Below are 22,000 nucleotides of genomic sequence, written 5' to 3'. Positions count from 1 at the left end.
GGTGCAGAAACTAATCAAGCACCCTGTCTTAGCCTTGTACAGTTTCAAATAGATGAAGGTGAACTTGTTATATCGGCCTTTCAGCGCAGTTCTGACGCTAATTTAGGTCTGCCTGCAGATATCTATCATCTATATCTGATGTCAAGGCAAATAGATCTTCCGTTGAAATCTATAACGCTCAATCTTGCTAATGTTCACATTTATAAAAATAATATAGAGCGTACAAAAGAACTTCTTAACGGTAATGAAGATGTAAAGTTTGAACTCAACGTATAATCTAAAAGGTGGTAAATTCTTGCAGAATTATCCAAGTCTTGCAAGAATTTACCACCTTTTTACTGTTGTGTGCGTGTTGAGAATTGTTACTTTTCGTTTTGCATCAAAATATCACTTTTCGTTTTTCAACGCACCTACTTTTCGTTTTGTCGGATTAAAGGTAACTACAAAGATGCAGCAATAGAGCTATTTTTTTTCACTTTTATTGGATAGCAATATTATAAAAAAAGATTTGCAAAATTTTAGAAGTTTCTTTCTCTGTTTCACATTTGTTGTATATCTTTGTATTGTTAACGAAAGAACTCTAACTAAAACAATAAAATGAGTTATGAAAAAGATTAATGTAATCATGTTGATGATGCTAATGTTGTTGATTGGCATCGTCTCAGTAAGTGCTAAGAAAAAGGAATTCAAACCTTTACCATGCGTCCTTACGCTCAAAGATGGTAGCAAAGTGTCAGGTTATTTGGTTGATGTAAAGAATGCAAAGGTTATGGCAAGTGTGTATGGGCAGGTAGTTATTAATATGCAGACATTGTTTATCTCACCTACACCAACGGGTAAGGGAACAAAGTATGTAGCTGATGATGCAAAAGAAATGGAGTTAACAGTAGATGGGAAGCAGCGTAAATACTTGTCTTTATATGCATGCAAGATATTAACGTTACCTAAAAATTTGAAGCCAACAAATCATCGGTACTTTTGGGAACTGGTTTATGAGGGAAAAGAAGTACTTGGTTTTTTATCTCCAACAGTATGGTATAGTAGTTCATGGACAACATTTTATACTGAAGAGTCATTGGCTTATACTTATTGTCTTAAAGGTGACGAAGTTGTTGTGACTTATTATGTTCCTGAAACAGGAATACGTCTGGCTGCTAAGAAAACAGTCCGTGCTTGTTTTGATCGTTTCCCAAAGATGGATGAGTACTTGCAGAGTGATGGATTCTCACTGAAAGATATGAAGAGACACCCTCTTGATTTGCTGAAAGTGTTGGAACGTAAAATAAAGTAATAGCTTTGTCTCTTTGTGTGCTAAGGTCAATGAACAATGAGAAACTGATGATAGCTAATAAAATAAAAGGTGCGCTTTTGAGAGTCAAAGGCGCACCTTTTATATGTTAGGAGCGTATCTAATACTTAAACGAACTACCACCAAGGAACTCACGGAGCAATGAGGTTGGAGGGAGATCACGGAAAGGCAGGGGAGAGAAGTACTTGAGGAACTTGCGTAAGCGATAAGCCTCGGCATATTCTTCACAATTCTCTGGTACTTGCTCGAGCACCTCCTCTGCTTGTGGCTTTATGACTGCAAGTTCGAAGAGCATAGCTGTATTAAACATCACATCGGCTTGCTCCTGATAAGGGAATATCCATTTATTCTCACCAGAACGCACACTAGGCCATCGGCGGATCGTTTCTTGTGCTGAACAACCACGATACTTATAATCACGAACAATGCGTCGGAGCAATCGATTGTCAGTCGTTGGGATATAATTGTGATTATCCAATAGGATGGTAGTAAGCGCAGAAGTATAGATCTTAAACTTCTTGTCGTCGGGAATCTGAGCCGTGAGTGTTGGGTTAAGGGCGTGAATGCCTTCTACAACTAACACGTTATTTTCCTCCAAATGCAACTTATTCCCACTCTTCTCACTACTTCCTGTTTGGAAATTATACTTGGGTAATTCCACCTCCTGACCATTGAATAAAGCATTAAACTGCTCATTGATGAGTGGAATATTCAGTGCATAGATACTTTCGTAATCATATTCTCCCTGTTCATCCTTCGGTGTCTCTTCCCGATTAACGAAGTAATCATCGAGTGAAATCTGTACGGGCTTCACACCACTAGCAAGTAGTTGCACAGAAAGGCGTTTGCAGAATGTGGTCTTACCACTCGATGATGGTCCAGCAATCAGTACCACCTTAATATCTTTCTTTGCTGCAATCTTATCTGCAATCTGTGATATCTTCTTCTCTTGCAAGGCTTCGCTGACATTAATTAGATTAGTGGCTTCACCATTGCCGACCGCCTCATTAAAGTCACCCACCGTTTTTATACCTAACAGACTCTGCCAACGATGATGCTCTTTAAACACTTCAAACATCTTATCCTGTCGTATCAAAGCACCTAATTGGGATGGATCTTGCACAGAAGGGATGCGCAGTAACACACCATCAAAATAAGGTTCGAGTCCGAAGAGATATAGTTGTGACGTGTTCGTGAGCATTGAACCATAGTAATAATCCTTATAGTCATCCAGGACGTAATAAACTGTATAAAGCGTTCCACTACTCTTGAGCAACTTTGCCTTTTGTTCGTCACCGAGTTTAGAGAACATATCAATAGCCTCTTCTGTTGTTGTTTCAAAACGTTGGATAGGCAGATGAGCATTAACAATCTCCTGCATTCGTGTGCGAATACGGTTTACATCCTCAGCAGTGATAGCATGACCGAGTTTCAAATTACAATAGTAACCATTTGAAACAGGAATATCAATGATCACTTCGCTTCGCGAATAAAGATCGTGGACAGCCTTACAAAGCACAAGGAAGAGCGACCGAGTGTAAGTGCGAATACCCGATTGTGTATGCAAATCGAGGTACTCCACATCCTTATTATGATAGACCCTGTAATGCAATCCCTCAACTTTATTATTCACTTTAGCACTTACAGGGCCATAAGGCATTTGAAGATTTATTTCCTTGAAAACATCAGAAAGTGTACTTCCCATTGGGACTTTCAGACTTTTTTTATTATTTTTGCAGCGGATATGCAGTAATTGTGTCATAAGCATTTACGTGTTAAATGTAAGTCGGTGGACTAAATCGTTCGTCTATAAAATACGAATGCTAAAGGTAAAGATTGTTCTGCATATACACAAGAGTTAGTCGTCACAAATTAAGTTATTATATGTCGATTTGGATTTTTTTTAAGCTCATTGGAGCCTTAGCGTTACTAATGTTTGGTATGAAGGCAATGAGTGAAAGCCTGCAAAAGATGGCAGGACCTCAATTGCGTCATGTCCTTGGTGCAATGACAACTAATCGCTTCACTGGTATTTTAACAGGTACATTTATTACCGCAGCCGTCCAATCATCAACGGCGACAACAGTCATGACGGTTAGTTTCGTGAATGCAGGATTACTCACCCTTGTGCAGGCTATCTCAGTCATCATGGGTGCTAACATCGGAACAACCCTTACGGCATGGATCATGTCAGCAGGCTTCTCGTTTAACATTACCGACTTCGTTTGGCCTGCTTTCTTCATAGGCATTGTACTGATTTACTCTAAGAAGCGCAAGCTAATTGGCGATTTCCTCTTTGGTATCTCGTTTATGTTTCTAGGTTTAGGAACACTGCGCCAAACGGGTATAGACATGGATTTGGCACACAACCAAGCTGTACTTGACTTCTTTAGTCAGTTCGACCCACAGAGCTTCTTCACCACGATTGTGTTCTTACTCATCGGTAGTGTGCTGACGATGTGTGTGCAAAGTTCCGCTGCAATCATGGCTATTACGATGATTCTCTGTTCGACCGGTGTGCTTCCAATCTACCAAGGAATAGCACTCGTAATGGGCGAGAATATCGGTACAACAGTTACCTCTAACCTTGCTGCATTGACGGCAAACACGCAGGCACGAAGAGCTGCCATGGCACACATGGTGTTTAATATCTTTGGTGTTATTTGGGTATTGTGTATCTTCCATCCATTCATTAATATGATTTGTAGCTGGGTTGGTTATGACGTTACCATGCCTAAGGGTTCAGCTGGTTTCGTGGCTAATGCAGCCAAACTAAGCTTTGTATTGGCCGCCTTCCACACCACGTTCAATGTTACCAACACGCTTATCCTCGTTGGACCAATCAAATACTTAGAGAAGTTAGTATGCTTGATTATCAAGCCAAAGGCCAACAAAGACGAGGATGAGTTCCGTCTTCATTTCATTCAGGCAGGTATCATGAAGACGCCAGAGCTATCTGTCTTGGAAGCATCTAAGGAGATTAAGTCGTTTGCAGAACGCATCCAACGCATGTTCGGAATGGTTCGCGAACTGCTTGGAGAGCGTGACACGGAGAAGTTTAATAAGCTTTATACACGCATAGAGAAGTATGAAGGAATCTCAGATAACATGGAGATTGAGATTGCCAAATACCTTGATCAAGTGTCAAATGCCCATTTGAGCGATGAGACAAAGGATAAGGTACGCTCTATGTTGCGTGAGATTTCAGAACTAGAGAGTATTGGTGACGCTTGTTACAACATCGCTCGTACCGTGGGAAGACGCATACGCGGCAAGGAAGACTTTACAGAGGAACAGTATGATCATATACATCAGATGTTCGAGTTAACGGACGATGCTCTCACGCAGATGAATCGTATCTTGGTGGGACATAGACAAGACAACGACGTGAATCGTTCGTTCAACATAGAGAACGAGATTAATAATTACCGCAATCAACTGCGCTCACAGAACATCAATGACGTCAACGAACATAAATACACTTACGCTATTGGTACGATGTATATAGACATCATTCAGGAGTGTGAAAAGCTCGGTGACTATGTTGTCAACGTGGTAGAAGCACGCATGGGTGTGCGCCAGCAAGAAGCATAAAGGGCATATACTGCCAACAACAAGAGAGTATATCAAGTAAGGTTAAGGGTATAGAAACAAACGTTCTCGTCCGTCAGTACGATTGCAAATACTAGACAGGTGAGATTATCTATACCAAAGAGTTTAACCTTTGATACACTCTCTTATTTTATACCAAGCCTATTACGAATACCGAGAAACACGTCTGCTTCCCCCTTAAAGAAACCTAACTAATGCCTTAAACAAACTACTTATAACAGCGTTTTCATGGCTTGAGACTGTGCGTTTCATGTACTGAAACCCTGCGTTCCATATACTGAAACCCTGCGTTCCATGTATTGAAACGCTGTGTATCATAGGCTTGAAACGATGTGTATCATAGGGCTGATACGATGTGTATCATAGGTCTGAAACACTGAGTATCAAAGCCTGAAACGCTGTGTCTCAAGGCTTGAAACGCTACGTCTCATACGCTGAGACAACATTACATCGGCTGAAAGTCGTCCGTATTTAATATGATAACCCCTACATACATTAAGGTTTTGTAAACAGGAACACATCATGTTTCTTCTGGCTAGCAACACGTTTCTAGCTAACAGAAGAGGGCATACACCTTATTATTAGACTAGGTTTAAAAGACAAGCCCCACCTTTCGGCGGGGCTTGCTGATACTTCATTTGAATGAAAAGTAGTGTTATTCACGCTTACTTATCAAAGCCAATGGGGCGGAACTGATGCTGCTCTTCACTATATACATAGCCTGCCTTGAGCAGAGAAGCCTTGAGTTTGTCAACGTCCTCATTGAAGTTATTGCAAAGAGACTCTAGTGAATCGAACTCTTCATCACGCAGTAGCATGTTTGCACTGCTTACCAGTATTGCTGGATCTTTTGGTAGATAATCCATGATTTAATAATATTTTAAATGAATAGAGACCTACTTCATTGACTCTCCAACGAACTGGAGAGGGAGCAAGTCCTTGACTGTATCAATAACATAAACGCCTGATGTACCATAAAGAAGGATACGAATGGGCTGGTTATAACGACTTTCTATCTCTAAGATTACCTGTCGACAAGCGCCACAAGGTACGATTGGGTCACGCATCAAACCATACTCATTAGCCGCAGCTATCGCCAAGAGGGTAATAGGTTGGTCTGGATAAGTGGACTGGGCAGCAAAGATCGCGGAGCGTTCAGCGCATAATCCAGAAGGAAAAGCCGCATTCTCTTGGTTCGCTCCCATCACTTCTACGCCATTAGCGAGCAACAATGCTGCACCCACACGGAACTTGCTGTAAGGCGAATAGCTGTTACCTGTAGCCGAGATCGCAGTTTGGATGAGGTGTTGCTCTTCTTCTGACAGCTCATCAAGTTGGCAGAATCCTATCTTAATACTTAAATCTATTGTCTTCATTGTTGATATTTATTATTGGTTATTGGGCTTATTAGCCTTATTAGGCAAATAGGACTAATTAGGCTAATCAGGCTAACTAGATTAATTAGCTATCAGCTCATAACAGCCTATATCTGGTTTATTATCACGCTGCTTACTGTCATGATCGGTTGCGAAACGTGTATCTGTTAATACTCGACCTGCATCAATAGCAGGTGAGAGAACGTTATTCTCTGGCTTTTTAAGGTGCAAGTCATAGTCTTGCTTATCGGCATTGACCTTGACAAATTGCTTATCTCCACCACCCGGATAGTCCTTTGTGTTCTCCCAAATAACGTCCGTAAAATGTGTGAGCAAAGCGGTATCCTTTGGCTTTGGCGTACGTAACAGACAATGATCGAACTGATAATTAGCGGCTACTCCATCCTTGTTATACACCATGAGGACGTCTTCTGAATAGCCAGTTACCAATGAGTTAACCATGTTGAAAGCCTGTAAAGGATAGTCCTTATCGCCTTCGTGATTGCCAAGACTTAATGCTGCACCGCGGTTACTATCGAAAGGATAGAACTGAGCAAAGGTGCAATGAGTCAGCGTAATGTGCCCACCAAGGAAGGAGGCGCAGTCCATCAATGTGTTAGAGAATTGTGTATTATAGGCTTCCACCTTACTATTTACAGCCTTCAAACCATATCCTTGACAATTATGTATGGTCGAGTTAGCCAGTGTAAGTTTGTTTTGTGAGGTGTTGGCAGCGTCACACACGATACCATTATAAGCTGAATGGAGGTCGGTATGACTAATGACATTATCGTAACTATCGGCATGGAAGTGTATTCCTTGCCATTGTCCGCTCACATGATCATAGGGAAGATAAGGGAAGAGGCGGTCTAATCGGTCACCACGCAACACCACGGGCTGATTAGCCGTACCCTCACATCGCAACGAGCCATACACTTCCAGCGATGCTTTCTGCGAGAAGTAAAGTGTCGTTCCAGCTGGTATTGTAAGCGTTGCACCCGCTTCTACCTTCAGAGTATCTTGTAAGACAATGGGCTTAGAGCCTGTTAATGTCATATTACTAGTAACCTTCAAACCCTTTAGAAGTTGCGCATCCCAGCTGTAAGCACTAAGGACTACACGCTGCTGAACGCCACTCTCGAGCGTAAATATAAGGTTATCTGCTATCTCCTGTGGACTAGTTCCATTATTCAGAGGCGATGTCATTTCCACAAAGACACGAATGCTATCCTTGTTTCTCACCTCTAAGTCTTTCACTTGATAGCCATTAGCAGCATTCAACTCGTCTCCACTAACATTCACACGGAACCCTGTTTGATTGCCTTGTGATAGACGGACGCTGGTTACTCGCAGCCCATCTCCAGAATGATTATACACCCAGAAAGTCTTTGTGGATGTAGGGACATTAGAGAAAGTGGTATCTAACTTCAATGTATCCGATGAGAAAGACAACAAGTTCGAACGTGATATTGTAAATGTATCATCGTCCGAACAGGCTGTTATCAGGGCTACTATCGCCAAGAGGCATAGTATGGTTAATTTCTTCATTATCTATCTTTTTGGTTCTTATCTAACGATACTCCCCTTGCTTTTATTGCTTTACTCCAAATCCACATGCTCCACATTGACTTCCTCATGGATGAAGATTTGAGCGTTCTCTTTGAACTTCTCTGGGTTCTCTGTCGTTAGATACCTCACAGTTCCATGTTTCGTGCATCGCTGCTCCATATCTGGATGGCGTCGTAAATAGTCTTGTAAGCTCTTAGCAACATACTCGCCTTGTGCAACAATCTGCACATTCTCTGGAACATGCTTCCGTATTTTAGGCATGAGGATGGGATAATGCGTACAGCCAAGAATGAGCGTATCAATTTGTGGATCACGTTCTAAGATAAGGTCTATACGCTTCTTCACGAAGTAATCAGCACCTGGAGTATCTGCTTCATTGTTCTCAATGATAGGCACCCAAAGCGGACAAGGAATACCCGTCACCGTCACGTCGTTCCATAGCTTTTGTATTTCAAGCTTATAGCTATGACTCTTTATTGTCCCTTCTGTAGCCAACACGCCAACATGACGTGAGTGGGTAAGTTTGCCTATCACCTCTGCTGTAGGGCGAATCACACCTAACACACGGCGTTGGGGATCAAGTTTGGGTAAGTCATTCTGCTGTATGCTGCGTAGTGCCTTGGCTGATGCTGTGTTACAACCAAGTATCACTAACTGACAACCAGACTCAAAGAGTTTCATTACAGCCTGCCGTGTAAATTGGTAAACAACATCAAATGAACGTGAACCATAAGGTGCACGGGCATTATCTCCAAGGTAGATATAATCGTAATCAGGCAATAACTGGCGGATACCATGCAGAATGGTTAACCCGCCATAACCAGAGTCAAACACGCCAATAGGGCCTGGCTGTTGCGAATATTGTGACATTATCCTCTTTATCAAATCGTTATTAAATAGGGCTTTAAGGCTCTATCGTTTTGCTTATTAATGGTTTCAGACACTTGAATACAATCTACTTAAGCACAGAGATAAGTGCATCTGTGATGTCTTCTCCTATGGCTGTATTCACAAACGGAAGGTTGTTATTGTCTGAGTTAAGAATGAAGGCGTACCCACTCTCCTTACCCATCTCACGAACAGTATTGTCTAGTTTCTTACGAACAGGCGCATAGATATCTGCTTCAGCCTTCTTTAAGAGACGATCAGTCTCCTTACGAAAGGCGATGTTGCGGTCCATCAACTCCTCTAACTCTGCTTGCCGCTTACGGAGAATAGAGGGTTCTAACTTGTGCTGAACATCAAGGAAATCCTCATAACGATTGTTGAAGTCATCAGCCGAACGCTTTGTTTCTGCATCATATTTCGCCTTTAAGTCATTCAAACTACGTGTTGCTGTGGCATAGTCTGCCATTGCGTGCAATACCTTCTCATAACTAAAGTAACCGAACTTTAGGCTTGGAGTAGTTTGTTGTGCGACTGCTAAGAGTGGTAACAACATCAAAGCAAAGGAAAAGAATAGCTTTTTCATCCTACTAATTATTATCTCTTCTATATGTAAATACAAATAATGAGGTCAACGCAAGAATACTAATTCGTGCGGTGACCTCACCCTTATCTCCTCTTGAGAGTCGACTCTCTAGAGGCATATTAACACGGGCAAAGACTCCCGTACATGCTTTTACTTCATCTTAGCCAATTGAGCCTTAACCTCAGCTGTTACATCCTTGCTGAGTGCCTCATTGATATACAATGGCTGACCATTAGCTTTCTCCATGATGTAAACATAGTTTCCTGCCTTTGCAACAGCTGCAATCGCATTGCGAACTTTCTCAAGTACAGGACCGAGTTGCTTCTGCTGCTCCTCGTTGAAAGCCTTTTGGTTATCTTGAGCAGTCTGCTGAATCTTTGTATACATATCCTGCAGATTCTTCTCTGTTTCTGCCTGCTTTGTTGCATTCATTGTACTCTTTGCTTTGTCATAAGCCTCAGCCTGACGCTGCAACTCTGCTTGCATGTCTTCCAACTGCTTCTGGTATTCCTTACCTTTAGCCTCCAACTTGCTCTGAACTGCTGTTGCCTCTGGAAGAGACTGGAGTAGAGCTTGTGAATCAAGGTGACCAAACTTCTGTGCAAACAAGGTCATTGGTGCACAGAGCATCAACATCAAAAATAACTTTTTCATTGCTTTTATTGTTTTAATAGTTTATGTTTTTGTTTTCTTATAAACGTTCTTGTGATTCTATGAGTATCGGTTGTCTCACCTTATATTATTGGTAAGCATAACCTAACTTCTGTAATACTTCATTGCTGATATCAACCTTAGGTGACCCATATATAATGCCAGAAGCATTGCTAGAACGGTCGATAACAAGACTATATCCACGCTGATCTGAGATGTCCTTGACGGCATTATAAATCTCATCTTGTATAGGAGTTATCAAACTAGTGCGCTTCTTGAAGAGCTCACCCTCTGGTCCAAAGTACTTACGTTTGAGGTCAGATGCTTGCTTCTCTTTCGCCAAGATAGCATCTTGTTGCTTCTTCTTCTGGTCTTGAGAGAGGAATACTACTTCGTTCTGATAGTTCTTGTACATGGTTGCAGCTTCTGTATTCAAAGCCTCAACCTCTGCTTGCCACTTCTTACTAACCTGATTCAACTGCTCATTCGCACGTTCGTAAGCTGGCACATTCTTAAGGATATATTCCATATCAATGAGTGCAAACTTCTGTGCAGAGGCTGATAAAGGTAAAAGAGTGAAAAGGTAAAGAGGTAAAACATACCTCAAAACGCTGTTTAATATCTTCTTTTTATTCATCATTCTTCTTATTATTAAAATCAAATCTAACGTTTCTGTTTTATGAAAACAATCTCTCAACGCTCAAAGACCAACATTACAAGGTCAATGATCAAAGATCCATGTTCAAAGAGTCAAGCCTTAGAACTCTTGTCCAAGGATGAAGTGGAACTGGCTTCCACCCTTCTTTCCAAAGACTGTATCAAATCCGTATGCCCAGTCGATACCCATCATACCAACCATTGGAAGGAATATACGGACACCAAGACCAGCAGAACGTTTCATGTCAAATGGATTGAACTTACTTGTTTCTGACCATGCATTACCAGCCTCAACAAAGCCCAAACCATAGATAGTTGTATTGCCCAAGAGGAACGGATAACGCAACTCTAGAGAGAAGCGGTCGTATGCGTAACCTTGTACTTCGTATGAAGGTGTGAGTGCTCCATTCTCATAACCACGCAATCCGATAGTCTCTTCTGCATAGCCACTGGAGTATCCACTCATACCATCACCACCCATATAGAAGGTTTCAAATGGGCTCTTCTTATTCCTGTTATAGCTGCCCAATAGACCTAACTCAACACGAGTAACCAAGACGAAACACTTCTGACCACTACTGAGAGCTGTAAAGGTTCGTGCCTTAAACTTCCACTTGTGATACTCTATCCAGTGATACTTCTCTTGTTGCTCCTTTGAGTAATTAGGCGAATTAGGATTCGTTGCCAAGTGAGCATAGTCCTTACCATCCCACTTAGACCATGGCGGAGTAATCGTCAAAGATGCTGAGAACTCTGAACCACGACGTGGGAAGAGTTGGTTATCAGTAGATGTTCTATTCAGTGCTACAGTCAAGTTCAAGTTGTTAGATGTGCCTGTTGGCATGAGGAAGTATCGCCAGTTACGCAACATATAACGCTGATATTGCAACTGTAAAGACAATGTGAAGTAATCATCAGGCCAACTCAAACGTTTTCCCCAACCAGCATAAACACTCAACAACTTAATGTACTTGTCTGGATCATAATAGTTTTCATAACTATTGTAATTATAGTTTCCGTAACCGTAACGATAATTGTTATAGTTGTTCAACAGCGACTGGTTGTAGTAATTACTTGATACATCAGTCTGCTTTGAATAAGAGACACCCACATTGAATTGGATAGGACGCTTACCACCAAGCCAGTTGGTTGAATACTGAACATTGTAAGATTGGTAATAAGTACCATTCGTCTGTGCTCCCAAAGATAATGTCTCACCATCACCGATAGGCATAATACCACGATGTTCACGGTTTCTACGGAGGAGATTAGCCATTGAGAAATTAGTTAATTTCAAGCCTACTCGCCCGATAACACCCGTCTGTCCCCAACCCAGAGAAAGCTCAACTTGGTCGTTAGACTTCTGTTTCAAATTATAATTGATATCCACTGTTCCATCTTCGTAATTAGGTTCAGGAACAGGGTTGATAGCTTCTGGATCAAAATAACCCATTGATGCTAACTCGCGGGCGGAACGCTGAAGAGCTTCTTTAGAGAATAGGTCACCAGGCTTTGTACGCAACTCACGACGAACAACATTCTCATAGAGTCGGTCGTTACCATTAATCTTCACACGATTAATATGTGCCTGCTGTCCTTCCGTGATACGCATCTCAAGGTCTATGGAGTCGCCGACAATGTTCACCTCAGTTGGCTCAAGCCTATAGAAGAGATAACCATTATTCCAATACTCATTACCAACAGCATCCTCATCTTGTGAGAGTCGCTTACTTAGATAAGTCTGGTTATAAACGTCACCTTTCTTCATTCCAAGCAAACGAGATAGATAATCAGTTGAATAAACAGTGTTTCCGACCCAAGAGATATTACGAATATAATACTTCTTACCCTCGTTTACCTTTACATAGATATCCACATGCTTTGGATCAACATTCCACACACTATCCTTCAAGATAGTGGCATCACGGAAACCAAACTCATTATATTTGGTAATGAGATTCTTCTTATCTTCAGCCCAACGCTCGGGTGTGAACTTCTTTGACTTCAGTAAATTGCCAAGCTTTCCTGCTTCATGTGTCTTAGCGAAAGCACCCTTTGAGAAGAAAGAACCCTTGATCTTCTTTATTGGAAGTTGCTCATTCCCTTCAATGATAATATTGCGAACCTTTAGTTTCTCCTTCTTATCTACATCAATATCAAGTATGACCTGATTCTTATTCGCAACATCATCACGCTGGAGAATATTTATCTCGGCATTCTTATATCCCTTATCATCAAAGTACTTCTTAGCAAGTATCTTGGCACGACTAATCATATTAGGAGTAATCTGACCACCTTTCAGTAAGCCCAACTTCTTCTCCATATCATCCCGTTCACTCTTCTTCAAACCATTGTAATTGATGGTTGAGATACGTGGTCGTGGCAAGAGATTAATTCTCAAGTAAATATTATCACCGACGATAGAATCTGCACTGATGGATACATCAGAGAAGAGTCCATGCTTCCAATAACGTTTCACCGCATCAGTGATAGCCGTTCCTGGTACCTCCAACTCCTGCCCAATGCTGAGCCCAGAAATACCCGTAAGTACATAATCCTCATAACCATCAATACCGCTGACTGCCAGTCCTGCAAGCTTATAAGTATGCGGATTACCAGAATAAGTTATATCTGGATTAACGATCTTCTCTTGTCCGCTCACCGTTAGAGTCATTCCAGAAGTGAGAGCAAGAAGCATCAACACCTTATTTATCTTCGTCATCTATATTGCGTAACTTATTTGTTTTCGTTTTCTTCTATCTGTCTCTCTGTCTTTCCAAAACGACGTTGTCTCTTTTGGAAACTATATATAGCATGTTGTAAATCGTCTTCCCCAAAGTCTGGCCAATAGGTATCACAGAAGTAAAGCTCTGAATAGGCTATCTGCCAAAGAAGGTAATTAGAAATACGAAGCTCACCACCTGTCCTTATTAGAAGGTCTGGATCAGGCATAAAGTTGGTTTGCATGTGCTTACTGAGTAACTCTTCTGTTATCATTTCGGGACGTAGCGTTACTTTTTCATTGCCCTGATTTTCTGCAATAATATCCTGTACCGCCTTAGTGATCTCCCACCGTGAACTATAACTAAGAGCAACAACCATTGTCATAGCAGAGTTCTTCGCCGTATGTTCTTCCGTCTCTTTGAGTTTCTGTTGCACCTCTATAGGCAATCGACCAATATCACCTATCACACGGAATCGAACATTATTCTTCATAAAGATTTCATCTTCTAAAGAAGTCAAGACCAGCCCCATCAATGCAGCAATCTCATCAGAAGGCCGACTCCAATTCTCTGTAGAGAAGGTGTAAAGCGTTAGATACTTCACACCCAGACGTACACACTCAGAAGTAATACGGCGAACCGTCTCCACTCCTGCTTGATGTCCATAAGAACGGGGCTTATTACGCTCCGTTGCCCAGCGCCCATTACCATCCATAATGATAGCAATGTGTTCTGGAATCCGTGTCATGTCTAATTCTTCCACCATGATTATATATGAAGAAAATAACCTTTCTTACTATTCCTTATCTAGCCATCTTATTCATCTTCATTGTGACATGTTCGGCACTTGGTCATAAAGCTATAGCTGAACGTCAATTGAAGTGTTGAATAGCTATCTGTATTCTTAAACAATCCACTACTCTTTATTCCGTAGGGATCTCTTTGCCCATCTAGTTCGTCAGAGAGAGAGAAATGCATCGCCCACTCTAGTCCGATATTCGTTCGATCACCAACCTTATACTTAACGCCAACGCCAATAGGAAGGTTAGCCGAGAATGCGGAACTACGATTACCATTCTCTATCTTAACATACGTGGCACCCAGTCCTATTGTTACATAAGGTGACAAACGTTGTGCGCCACGATAATCTTTACCCGTTCCATATGGCAAGAAGTTATATTCATAAGCCACGCCTACATCTACCAAAGAGTTATTGAATAGATAAGGTGTCGTGGCAAATCGAGGATAATAAGTCTTTGCATCAACTGAAGAACCTTTCATCTTGCCAAAAGAGACATTCATCTTCAAACCCATATAAGGATTGAAATTATATCTGGCAAGCACTGTCCCCATTGGTTGCAAGTCTTTTGTTAAAGACTCATTGAAGTCGCCAAGATAGCCCATCAAGCCAACACCCGCTCCTAACTCCATCTTATATTCAGGGTCACTCTGTGCCCACAAAGATGTTGTTGCTAAAAGGAGAAGAACGCTAATGATGGTCTTTTTCATCTTACTCAGCCTTAGAACTTACTCTGCAGCACGCTCTTGATTCAACTTCCAACCCACTCTATTGAGCCTTCCACGCCAAACCTTACTACCGCTAATCATCCAAATGTAAGCATCTGCGTCAACCGTTGCTGTAAATGTATTAGCGGGTTGTGCATTCAGTGGATAGCTAAAATCTTTATCGCTATTCCATACAATTCCTGCATCACGAGACAATAACATAGAACCGAATTTGCCACTATGATCCACGCCCATAGCTAATGCAGCACCATCATAATTGACAACTGTAAGATGGCGATAAGCAGGCAATAGGAACTTAGTTGCTGCATTCTCTACATAATTCCAAGTATCGTCTGCCGTTGGACGATTCTTATAGGAAAGCCTTGTCCAAGTAACTGTCTTATTCCCACTAGCAGCTGTCCCCACTAGCAAAACACGACTCATATCATCAGCGTCATTGTTGCTCAACAAGGCATAATTGATATTGCTCACAGGGAGAAGAGAAGCGTTATCATCGAGAGTCTCAACATTCCATGTCGCCCCATTATCTTGCGAACGAACTAAACTCCCAGCTGTTGTCAAAGCAAATAGCTCCGAAGAAGATGCAGCCACCAACTGCTTCAAGTTCGTATTCGTACCCACTTGAGTCCAAGCGTTACCATCAGAAGAACTAAGGATTCGACCACTATCTAAGATAAATAACTTATTCTCTTTGACCAATACGCTCTGATAAGCCTGTGTAGAGAAAGACTGAGACAACAAAGCCCAATGATTACCATCATTCTGCGCCGTCACATACCCCTTCGTCTGTGTTCCATCTGTTCCAAACACAAATATCTTATCCTTATTACTTACAGCCTTCATCGCCGTGAAAGCACCGAAATTACTATTACCCTGCATACTTACCCAAGAGAATACATTGCCCTTCTGCTTATGCATATTCACCGATATCTTATAATCACGATAAGTATCCCGTGCATTAGAGTAGATACGGAACGAGCGGGGAGAAGTGAAATCAATTGAATCATTCGGAGAAAAGTAAGTCTGCTTATCTCCTTGTTGAGAAAGGATTGTAACTGTACCAGAGTTCTTGGTTGTTATTGTAGCCAAAACGTGCGCCACATCAGTTCCATAAGGCAGAGAGTCCACATTATAAACCAGCCCCTGCGCTTGATCAATATAGAACCTAAGATTCTTTGCTTCATATTTAGCATAGAAAGTACTATCCTTCCCAGACTTCGTAAGCGTATCACGTTTTACTTTCAGCTGCCCCAGAGTAAACCCTGTTATAGCTGTATCTCTAAAACTTGAGCCATTATCATCATTGTCATCATCCTTCAGACAAGATGTCATCATCAAAGTTGCCAATACAAGGCCTACAAGAGTATATATCTTATTACGCATCAGATACTAATAATTGAATTTAGCTGCAAATTTAATCAGAAATCTTCAGACTAAACATCTTTTACGGGGTTAATTATGTAAAATATGGATTTATACATCAGATTTTTAAGTTTGTTTAGTATTATATAGAAGATTCGTATTTCTATAGTATTAGAATCGTCAATATCGAAAGGGAACGCTCCCAAGTACCAAAGTGAGGACGACAGCAACGCCCGTACACGATCAGCGGAAACCCCTGTAGCAATCTTAAAGAATAAATAGTAATAACGAAAGATATATGTATTACCATTCTTTTTCCTTGCTTTCCGATTGTTTTTTCATTGGTTCCGTATTTCTTTTGTACGCATCCAGCGTTATTATCTAAGCGTGATAATTAATTATCTAAGCGTGATAATACTTTATCTAAGTCTGATAATACTTTATCACGCTTAGATAATACAAAAACATACGTATTCCGCAAATGCGCAATACGTATAAAAATAAAACAAGATACGCATAAACTCAACACAGAATGCGTATGTAAGTATGATGATATTAGCTCCTGTTAAAGCTAAAAGCTAATATCAAGACGAAGAGAGGGGGCAAAACAAGGTGTAAGTATTAGGTTACATCAATCCATATTAGCCGTAACGAAAAGAGGATGTGCCTATTTGACACATCCTCTCTTTGGTATAAATATAAAAAGAACACAGGAAGTTTTAATTAGGAGTAGCTAACTGCGTTATTTTTACTGAACGTTTACAATTCCATCCGTCTACAGAAAGTATAGCAGTACGCTCCTTGTGACTACGATTCGTCTTTACATACACTTTCATCTCTTTGCTATTATTCGTCTGTTGCACTACTATCCAGTCAGCCGACCAGTTATTCAGAACGCCTTTGTGATATTTCTCTGAAGGATCTTGGTCTTTGTCACCAACGAAATCAGGCACAACCATATTCTTTACGCCATCCTGTATAAACGTTATGTTATCTATGCCACGCCAATCACCAAATTTTGCATAAAGTATAAACGAATTTGAAGCATTTGAAACAGTAACATCCTCCTTATCAAAAGTTAAGAATTCATCTATCATTTTCTCTTCCTCTTTATCGTGACAAGCGGTAAATAAACATGCTAGCAAAGCTATTAATACAAAATAAATCTTCTTCATAAAATTATCTCCTTACGTTAATTAAACATTATACTTTATCCATCAATAGGCTTCTTTTAATTCATATCGTGACAAATTTAAATAAAAAAGGTAGATTTACATAGGAATTATTAGTTATTTTTGTTCTTTGATTAAAGGTTATCTATCTAAAGCAAATTAACAGTACATGTATTAAACGAAAAGCCCTATCCGCGGTAACTGCGGATAGGACTTATATTTATCGTATTAGTTACAATCCTGTAACTACAAGATTTAGAGCTGTGGACCAGCTGCTACGAGTGCCTTACCAGCCTCGTTGTTCTCGTACTTCTTGAAGTTCTTGATGAAGCGAGCTGCGAGGTCCTTAGCCTTCTCATCCCACTGAGCTGCATCAGCGTAAGTGTCACGTGGATCGAGAATGTCAGTTGCAACACCTTCGAGCTTTGTAGGAACAGTGAAGTCGAAGTAAGGAATCTGCTTTGTTGGAGCAGCATCGATTGAGTGGTTCAAGATAGCGTCGATGATACCACGAGTATCGCGGATAGAGATTCGCTTGCCTGTACCATTCCAACCAGTGTTAACCAAGTAAGCCTTAGCACCACTCTGCTGCATCTTCTTAACCAACTCCTCAGCATACTTTGTTGGGTGGAGCTCCAAGAATGCCTGACCGAAGCAAGCAGAGAATGTTGGAGTAGGCTCAGTGATACCACGCTCTGTACCAGCCAACTTAGCTGTGAAACCAGAGAGGAAGTAGTACTTAGTCTGCTCTGGAGTCAAGATAGATACTGGAGGCAATACACCGAATGCATCAGCTGAAAGGAAGATAACCTGCTTAGCAGCTGGACCCTGAGACTCAGGACGCTGGATGTTCTTAATGTGGTAGATTGGGTAAGAAACACGAGTGTTCTCAGTTACGCTCTTATCAGCGAAGTCAATCTTACCATTCTCGTCAACTGTTACGTTCTCGAGGAGAGCGTCACGTGTGATAGCACCGTAGATGTCTGGCTCAGACTCCTTGTCAAGATTGATAACCTTAGCATAGCAACCACCCTCGTAGTTGAAGATACCCTTATCATCCCATCCGTGCTCGTCATCACCGATGAGCTTACGCTTTGGATCTGTAGAAAGAGTAGTCTTACCAGTACCAGAAAGACCGAAGAAGATAGCTGTGTTCTCACCGTTCATGTCAGTGTTAGCAGAGCAGTGCATAGAAGCCATACCCTTCAATGGCAAGAAGTAGTTCATCATAGAGAACATACCCTTCTTCATCTCACCGCCATACCATGTATTAACGATTACCTGCTCCTTAGATGTTACGTTGAACATAACACAAGTCTCTGAATGAAGACCTAGCTCCTTCCAGTTCTCAACCTTAGCCTTAGAAGCATTGTAAACAATGAAGTCTGGCTCCTGATCGAAGTCTGCCTCTGACTTTGGACGAATGAACATGTTTGTTACAAAGTGAGCCTGCCAAGCAACCTCAACGATGAAACGAATCTTCATACGTGTATCCTTGTGAGTACCGCAGAAACCATCAACTACGAAAAGACGCTTGTTAGAAAGCTCCTTCTTAGCGATGTCCTTAACAGCTGTCCAAGCTTCCTTAGAAGCACGGTGGTTGTCGTTATGGTATTCCTCAGAATCCCACCATACTGTATCGTGAGAGTTCTCATCATCAACGATGAACTTATCCTTAGGAGAACGACCAGTGTAGATACCAGTCATTACATTGATTGCACCAAGCTCAGTCTCGTGACCCTTCTCATAGCCCTCAAGACCTTCCTTTGTTTCCTCATTGAACAATACCTCATAAGAAGGATTGTAAAGTACTTCTGTTGTACCTGTAATACCGTACTTCTCAAGTACGCTCTTATCAAACTTTGCCATTTCGTTATAAATGTATTTAGTTGAAAATTAATGTTTACCTTACCACGATGTCTCATTGAAAGACAGCGCAAAGGTAATATAAATATTAAGTACGAACAAATAAACAAATAGAAAAAGTATCAAAGTATTCTGCCTTATGGTTAAAGTTACTAAAATTATTCTAGGCACGTGTACATTTGCAAATTAGACTTTGCAAACCTACAGATTATTTCTTACTTTTGCCGAAATTTTGTACAGCAAGTTGCAAGTTTGCTTGCTTATAACACCTAAGATAGAAAATGGAAATCATTAATTTTTCAGAACAGAACTCCATCATCAACCAATATCTGGCTGAGATTCGTGACAAAGACTACCAAAAGAATCGCTTACTCTTCCGCAACAATGTGATGCGTATTGGAGAGTTTGAAGCATTTGAAATCTCTAAGACACTAAACTACGAACCAAAGGATGTTGTTACCCCATTAGGTACTGCACAGGTCAATATACCAACAGACAAGATTGTCCTTGCAACTATCTTCCGTGCTGGATTGCCTTTCCATAATGGTTTCTTAAACATATTTGACCATGCCGGCAATGCTTTTGTCAGTGCTTATCGTGAGTATAAAGACGCTGCACATCACGAGGTAGGTATTCACGTTGAATATCTTGCTACACCAGACATCAATGGTAAGACACTTATCATCGCAGACCCTATGCTGGCTACTGGTGGTTCTATGGAGTTAGGCTACAAGGCTATTCTTTCAAAGGGAACTCCTCGTCATGTGCATGTTGCTTGTCTTTTGGCTACACCAGAAGGTATCGCACACATCAAAAAGACTTTCCCCGAAGACACTACAACAATTTGGTGCGCTGCTATTGATGAGGGATTGAACGAACACAAATACATTGTTCCTGGCTTCGGTGATGCTGGTGACTTGTGCTATGGTGAGAAGTTATAAAGATACTCAATAAATCTTCAAATCGGTTCATTAGAGAAAACTAGAAGCTGATTTTCATAAATCCTTTCGTCTAACGTATGAAGCACTTACAACTCATATTTTAGCTTCAAAAGGAAGTCTATGACCAATCAAAGCTTTCTCTCTTATGAACCGATTTAGTATTACATTACTTTTACATAAGTGCATTATGAAGAAGTCTGTTGTATTGATGATTGTTACCTTTGGATTAATAGTATCTATATTTGCAGTGTTTGCTCTAAATAGATGGTATCCAACGCATGGGCATGCAGACTGGGATGAGGTTCAGCGTTACACAGCAGACAAGATACCTGTCAATCCAAAAGACTTCCGAAGTGATTTCGAAGAGATATTCGAACAGGTCAAAAAGAAATACCCATATATTACTAAGAAACACATCAACCTTGATTCGATTCACACCACATGCCTTCAACGAATTGACACCATGCAATCGAAAGTAGCTTATTCATTACTTATAATGGAATTCTTTGCCAACTTAAAATGCACTCATGCAAATAATGAAAGCATACTATATCCTTGGTTCATACAAGGGGATAATATCATAGTCATTGAGAATCGTGTGTTTATTAATCACCCTTCAGTCTTTGTTATAAAGGCTGGATTGCAAGATAAAGACGAGATTATAACTGTTGATGGTGTACCTACAAATAAATGGGTGATGCATAATAGCAAATATGTCTCAGCTTCAACAGATGCCACTCGCTATCTACTATCAGCATTGACTATACTCTGTAGTTATACAAGTCCTATAAAGACACTTGGCATTATTCGCCATGGAAGACCCATAACTATCACCATTCATCTGCAATCGAAATCTGTTCCCACAAAGGAAGAGGAACAAAACGTAACTTGGAGAGAGGTTTCTTCAAGGGTTGGATATATAAATGTGAAAAGTATGCAAGATAATGCTGATACTGAATTCACCAAAGCTTTGAAGCATCTAAGCAAACTTCCATACTTGATAGTTGATGTGCGTCAGAATGGTGGAGGTAACAGTTGGATAGGAGATAATATTGCGCAGAACTTAATAAAAGGTAAACGACGTATTTGGAATGGGTCTACAATATCTCCTTCTACTAACAGCTATAAGGGAAAAGTAATCATCTTGATGGGTCATTATTCTTGTTCTTCAGCTGAGACTTTTCTCATTACAATGAAAGAAAGTGGTGATGCCGTGTTGGTTGGTACATCTTCAGCTGGTGATACTGGTGGTATTATTTGTCTTTTTAAGACATCACACGGAATATTCTATCGACTTCCTGTAGGACATTCGTCAGGTACCTCTCCTAAGGGTTTCCCATTAGAAGGGAAAGGAATAAGCCCGAACTATTTAGTACCAATGAAGGTCAATGACTTCTTATCAGGGAAAGATACCCAAATTGATTATGCCCTTCAATTATTTAAAGAATAGCTGTCAGCACCTGAAAGTTTATGTGTTTACTTGTTTTCGACCTTATTATCGAACTTAACACACACTCTTTAGTTCTAATCAAAACCTCTCCTTACATAAACAAAGAACGATAGAAACCATAACTTCTATCGTTCTTTTATTTTACCTTTATTACATTGTAATAAGAGGCACTCTAAATTCTTCGCGAAGAAAATCGAAATTGTTCGCGAACAAAATCAAGATTCTTCGCGAACAATTATATAACCTCTCTTTTATACCTTCGAAGCAATATGCCGTCGATAGAGGTCTAGATGGCTTTTCTGAAGTATTTCTCC

19 protein-coding genes are annotated in these 22,000 nt (G+C 40.7%); 5 read left to right on the top strand and 14 right to left on the bottom strand.

The annotated features are described in order from the left end of the window. Both O3603_RS10755 and O3603_RS10750 read left to right on the top strand, forming a co-directional pair. The coding region (locus O3603_RS10755; protein ID WP_371522762.1) for a thymidylate synthase at positions 1 to 276 on the top strand (276 nt) is incomplete at its 5' end. Positions 277 to 604: 328 nt separating this feature from the next. Beyond that, positions 605 to 1,291: a hypothetical protein gene (locus O3603_RS10750; protein WP_009434327.1), complete on the top strand. Its 687-nt coding sequence runs from the start codon at positions 605 to 607 to the stop codon at positions 1,289 to 1,291. A gap of 118 nt (positions 1,292 to 1,409) precedes the next feature. Here O3603_RS10750 and O3603_RS10745 read toward each other — a convergent pair whose 3' ends face one another. Beyond that, positions 1,410 to 3,077, bottom strand: coding sequence for a nucleoside kinase (locus O3603_RS10745; RefSeq protein WP_371522760.1), 1,668 nt, complete (start codon positions 3,075 to 3,077; stop codon positions 1,410 to 1,412). A gap of 116 nt (positions 3,078 to 3,193) precedes the next feature. On the opposite strand from O3603_RS10745, the gene O3603_RS10740 reads away from it, so the two are divergent. Beyond that, positions 3,194 to 4,903: a Na/Pi cotransporter family protein gene (locus tag O3603_RS10740; RefSeq protein WP_371522758.1), complete on the top strand. Its 1,710-nt coding sequence runs from the start codon at positions 3,194 to 3,196 to the stop codon at positions 4,901 to 4,903. 683 nt (positions 4,904 to 5,586) lie between these two features. Here O3603_RS10740 and O3603_RS10735 read toward each other — a convergent pair. From O3603_RS10735 to pckA, 13 genes are all read right to left on the bottom strand, one after another. Beyond that, positions 5,587 to 5,787 carry a DUF4250 domain-containing protein gene (locus tag O3603_RS10735; protein WP_009434320.1) on the bottom strand — a complete coding sequence of 67 codons (201 nt, stop codon included), beginning with the start codon at positions 5,785 to 5,787 and terminating at the stop codon, positions 5,587 to 5,589. Positions 5,788 to 5,817: 30 nt separating this feature from the next. Continuing rightward, positions 5,818 to 6,297, bottom strand: a complete 480-nt coding sequence (gene cdd, locus O3603_RS10730) for a cytidine deaminase (protein WP_018910926.1) — start codon at positions 6,295 to 6,297, stop codon at positions 5,818 to 5,820. An 81-nt stretch (positions 6,298 to 6,378) separates the two neighbouring features. Continuing rightward, a complete protein-coding gene (locus O3603_RS10725) occupies positions 6,379 to 7,845 on the bottom strand; it encodes a right-handed parallel beta-helix repeat-containing protein (protein WP_371522755.1) in 1,467 nt (488 codons plus the stop codon). Between the two features lie 51 nt (positions 7,846 to 7,896). Next, positions 7,897 to 8,736 carry a glutamate racemase gene (gene murI, locus O3603_RS10720; RefSeq protein ID WP_009434365.1) on the bottom strand — a complete coding sequence of 280 codons (840 nt, stop codon included), beginning with the start codon at positions 8,734 to 8,736 and terminating at the stop codon, positions 7,897 to 7,899. Positions 8,737 to 8,821: 85 nt separating this feature from the next. Further along, a complete protein-coding gene (locus O3603_RS10715) occupies positions 8,822 to 9,337 on the bottom strand; it encodes an OmpH family outer membrane protein (RefSeq protein ID WP_273540990.1) in 516 nt (171 codons plus the stop codon). A 150-nt stretch (positions 9,338 to 9,487) separates the two neighbouring features. Next, positions 9,488 to 9,991 carry an OmpH family outer membrane protein gene (locus O3603_RS10710; protein ID WP_004383130.1) on the bottom strand — a complete coding sequence of 168 codons (504 nt, stop codon included), beginning with the start codon at positions 9,989 to 9,991 and terminating at the stop codon, positions 9,488 to 9,490. 85 nt (positions 9,992 to 10,076) lie between these two features. Then, entirely contained in the window at positions 10,077 to 10,625 is a 549-nt protein-coding gene (locus O3603_RS10705) for an OmpH family outer membrane protein (RefSeq protein ID WP_009434400.1), read from the bottom strand. 120 nt (positions 10,626 to 10,745) lie between these two features. Continuing rightward, positions 10,746 to 13,367, bottom strand: a complete 2,622-nt coding sequence (locus O3603_RS10700) for an outer membrane protein assembly factor (RefSeq protein WP_371522752.1) — start codon at positions 13,365 to 13,367, stop codon at positions 10,746 to 10,748. A gap of 14 nt (positions 13,368 to 13,381) precedes the next feature. Continuing rightward, positions 13,382 to 14,134, bottom strand: a complete 753-nt coding sequence (locus O3603_RS10695; protein ID WP_371522750.1) for an isoprenyl transferase — start codon at positions 14,132 to 14,134, stop codon at positions 13,382 to 13,384. A gap of 50 nt (positions 14,135 to 14,184) precedes the next feature. Next, on the bottom strand, positions 14,185 to 14,877 hold the full coding sequence (locus tag O3603_RS10690; RefSeq protein ID WP_371522748.1) for a porin family protein: 693 nt from the start codon (positions 14,875 to 14,877) through the stop codon (positions 14,185 to 14,187). A gap of 18 nt (positions 14,878 to 14,895) precedes the next feature. After that, positions 14,896 to 16,278: a DUF6242 domain-containing protein gene (locus tag O3603_RS10685; RefSeq protein ID WP_314519037.1), complete on the bottom strand. Its 1,383-nt coding sequence runs from the start codon at positions 16,276 to 16,278 to the stop codon at positions 14,896 to 14,898. Between the two features lie 698 nt (positions 16,279 to 16,976). Then, the gene (locus tag O3603_RS10680; protein ID WP_371522746.1) at positions 16,977 to 17,432 is read right to left on the bottom strand and encodes a carbohydrate-binding protein; all 456 of its coding nucleotides are present in this window, start codon (positions 17,430 to 17,432) and stop codon (positions 16,977 to 16,979) included. A gap of 252 nt (positions 17,433 to 17,684) precedes the next feature. Beyond that, positions 17,685 to 19,298 (bottom strand): phosphoenolpyruvate carboxykinase (ATP), encoded by a 1,614-nt coding sequence (gene pckA / locus O3603_RS10675; RefSeq protein WP_371522744.1) that lies wholly within the window; start codon positions 19,296 to 19,298, stop codon positions 17,685 to 17,687. A gap of 278 nt (positions 19,299 to 19,576) precedes the next feature. Here pckA and upp point away from each other — a divergent pair, with 278 nt between their 5' ends. After that, complete coding sequence (upp, locus tag O3603_RS10670; protein ID WP_287316764.1) at positions 19,577 to 20,236, top strand: uracil phosphoribosyltransferase; 660 nt, start codon at positions 19,577 to 19,579, stop codon at positions 20,234 to 20,236. Between the two features lie 145 nt (positions 20,237 to 20,381). After that, positions 20,382 to 21,686, top strand: coding sequence for a S41 family peptidase (locus O3603_RS10665; protein WP_371522742.1), 1,305 nt, complete (start codon positions 20,382 to 20,384; stop codon positions 21,684 to 21,686). Positions 21,687 to 22,000 lie beyond the last annotated feature (314 nt).

Source organism: Prevotella sp. 20925_1_30 (genome assembly GCF_041433025.1).
Classification (GTDB): Bacteria; Bacteroidota; Bacteroidia; order Bacteroidales; family Bacteroidaceae; genus Prevotella; species Prevotella vespertina.
The sequence above is the reverse complement of the archived record's forward strand: the minus strand, read 5'-3'. Positions and strand labels throughout refer to the sequence as shown.

Coding starts and splice junctions, on each gene's coding strand:
- O3603_RS10750 (WP_009434327.1), top strand. CDS start 605: ATGAAAAAGATTAATGTAATCATGTTGATGATGCTAATGTTGTTGATT.
- O3603_RS10745 (WP_371522760.1), bottom strand. CDS start 3,077: ATGCTTATGACACAATTACTGCATATCCGCTGCAAAAATAATAAAAAA.
- O3603_RS10740 (WP_371522758.1), top strand. CDS start 3,194: ATGTCGATTTGGATTTTTTTTAAGCTCATTGGAGCCTTAGCGTTACTA.
- O3603_RS10735 (WP_009434320.1), bottom strand. CDS start 5,787: ATGGATTATCTACCAAAAGATCCAGCAATACTGGTAAGCAGTGCAAAC.
- cdd (WP_018910926.1), bottom strand. CDS start 6,297: ATGAAGACAATAGATTTAAGTATTAAGATAGGATTCTGCCAACTTGAT.
- O3603_RS10725 (WP_371522755.1), bottom strand. CDS start 7,845: ATGAAGAAATTAACCATACTATGCCTCTTGGCGATAGTAGCCCTGATA.
- murI (WP_009434365.1), bottom strand. CDS start 8,736: ATGTCACAATATTCGCAACAGCCAGGCCCTATTGGCGTGTTTGACTCT.
- O3603_RS10715 (WP_273540990.1), bottom strand. CDS start 9,337: ATGAAAAAGCTATTCTTTTCCTTTGCTTTGATGTTGTTACCACTCTTA.
- O3603_RS10710 (WP_004383130.1), bottom strand. CDS start 9,991: ATGAAAAAGTTATTTTTGATGTTGATGCTCTGTGCACCAATGACCTTG.
- O3603_RS10705 (WP_009434400.1), bottom strand. CDS start 10,625: ATGAATAAAAAGAAGATATTAAACAGCGTTTTGAGGTATGTTTTACCT.
- O3603_RS10700 (WP_371522752.1), bottom strand. CDS start 13,367: ATGACGAAGATAAATAAGGTGTTGATGCTTCTTGCTCTCACTTCTGGA.
- O3603_RS10695 (WP_371522750.1), bottom strand. CDS start 14,134: ATGGTGGAAGAATTAGACATGACACGGATTCCAGAACACATTGCTATC.
- O3603_RS10690 (WP_371522748.1), bottom strand. CDS start 14,877: ATGAAAAAGACCATCATTAGCGTTCTTCTCCTTTTAGCAACAACATCT.
- O3603_RS10685 (WP_314519037.1), bottom strand. CDS start 16,278: ATGCGTAATAAGATATATACTCTTGTAGGCCTTGTATTGGCAACTTTG.
- O3603_RS10680 (WP_371522746.1), bottom strand. CDS start 17,432: ATGAAGAAGATTTATTTTGTATTAATAGCTTTGCTAGCATGTTTATTT.
- pckA (WP_371522744.1), bottom strand. CDS start 19,298: ATGGCAAAGTTTGATAAGAGCGTACTTGAGAAGTACGGTATTACAGGT.
- upp (WP_287316764.1), top strand. CDS start 19,577: ATGGAAATCATTAATTTTTCAGAACAGAACTCCATCATCAACCAATAT.
- O3603_RS10665 (WP_371522742.1), top strand. CDS start 20,382: ATGAACCGATTTAGTATTACATTACTTTTACATAAGTGCATTATGAAG.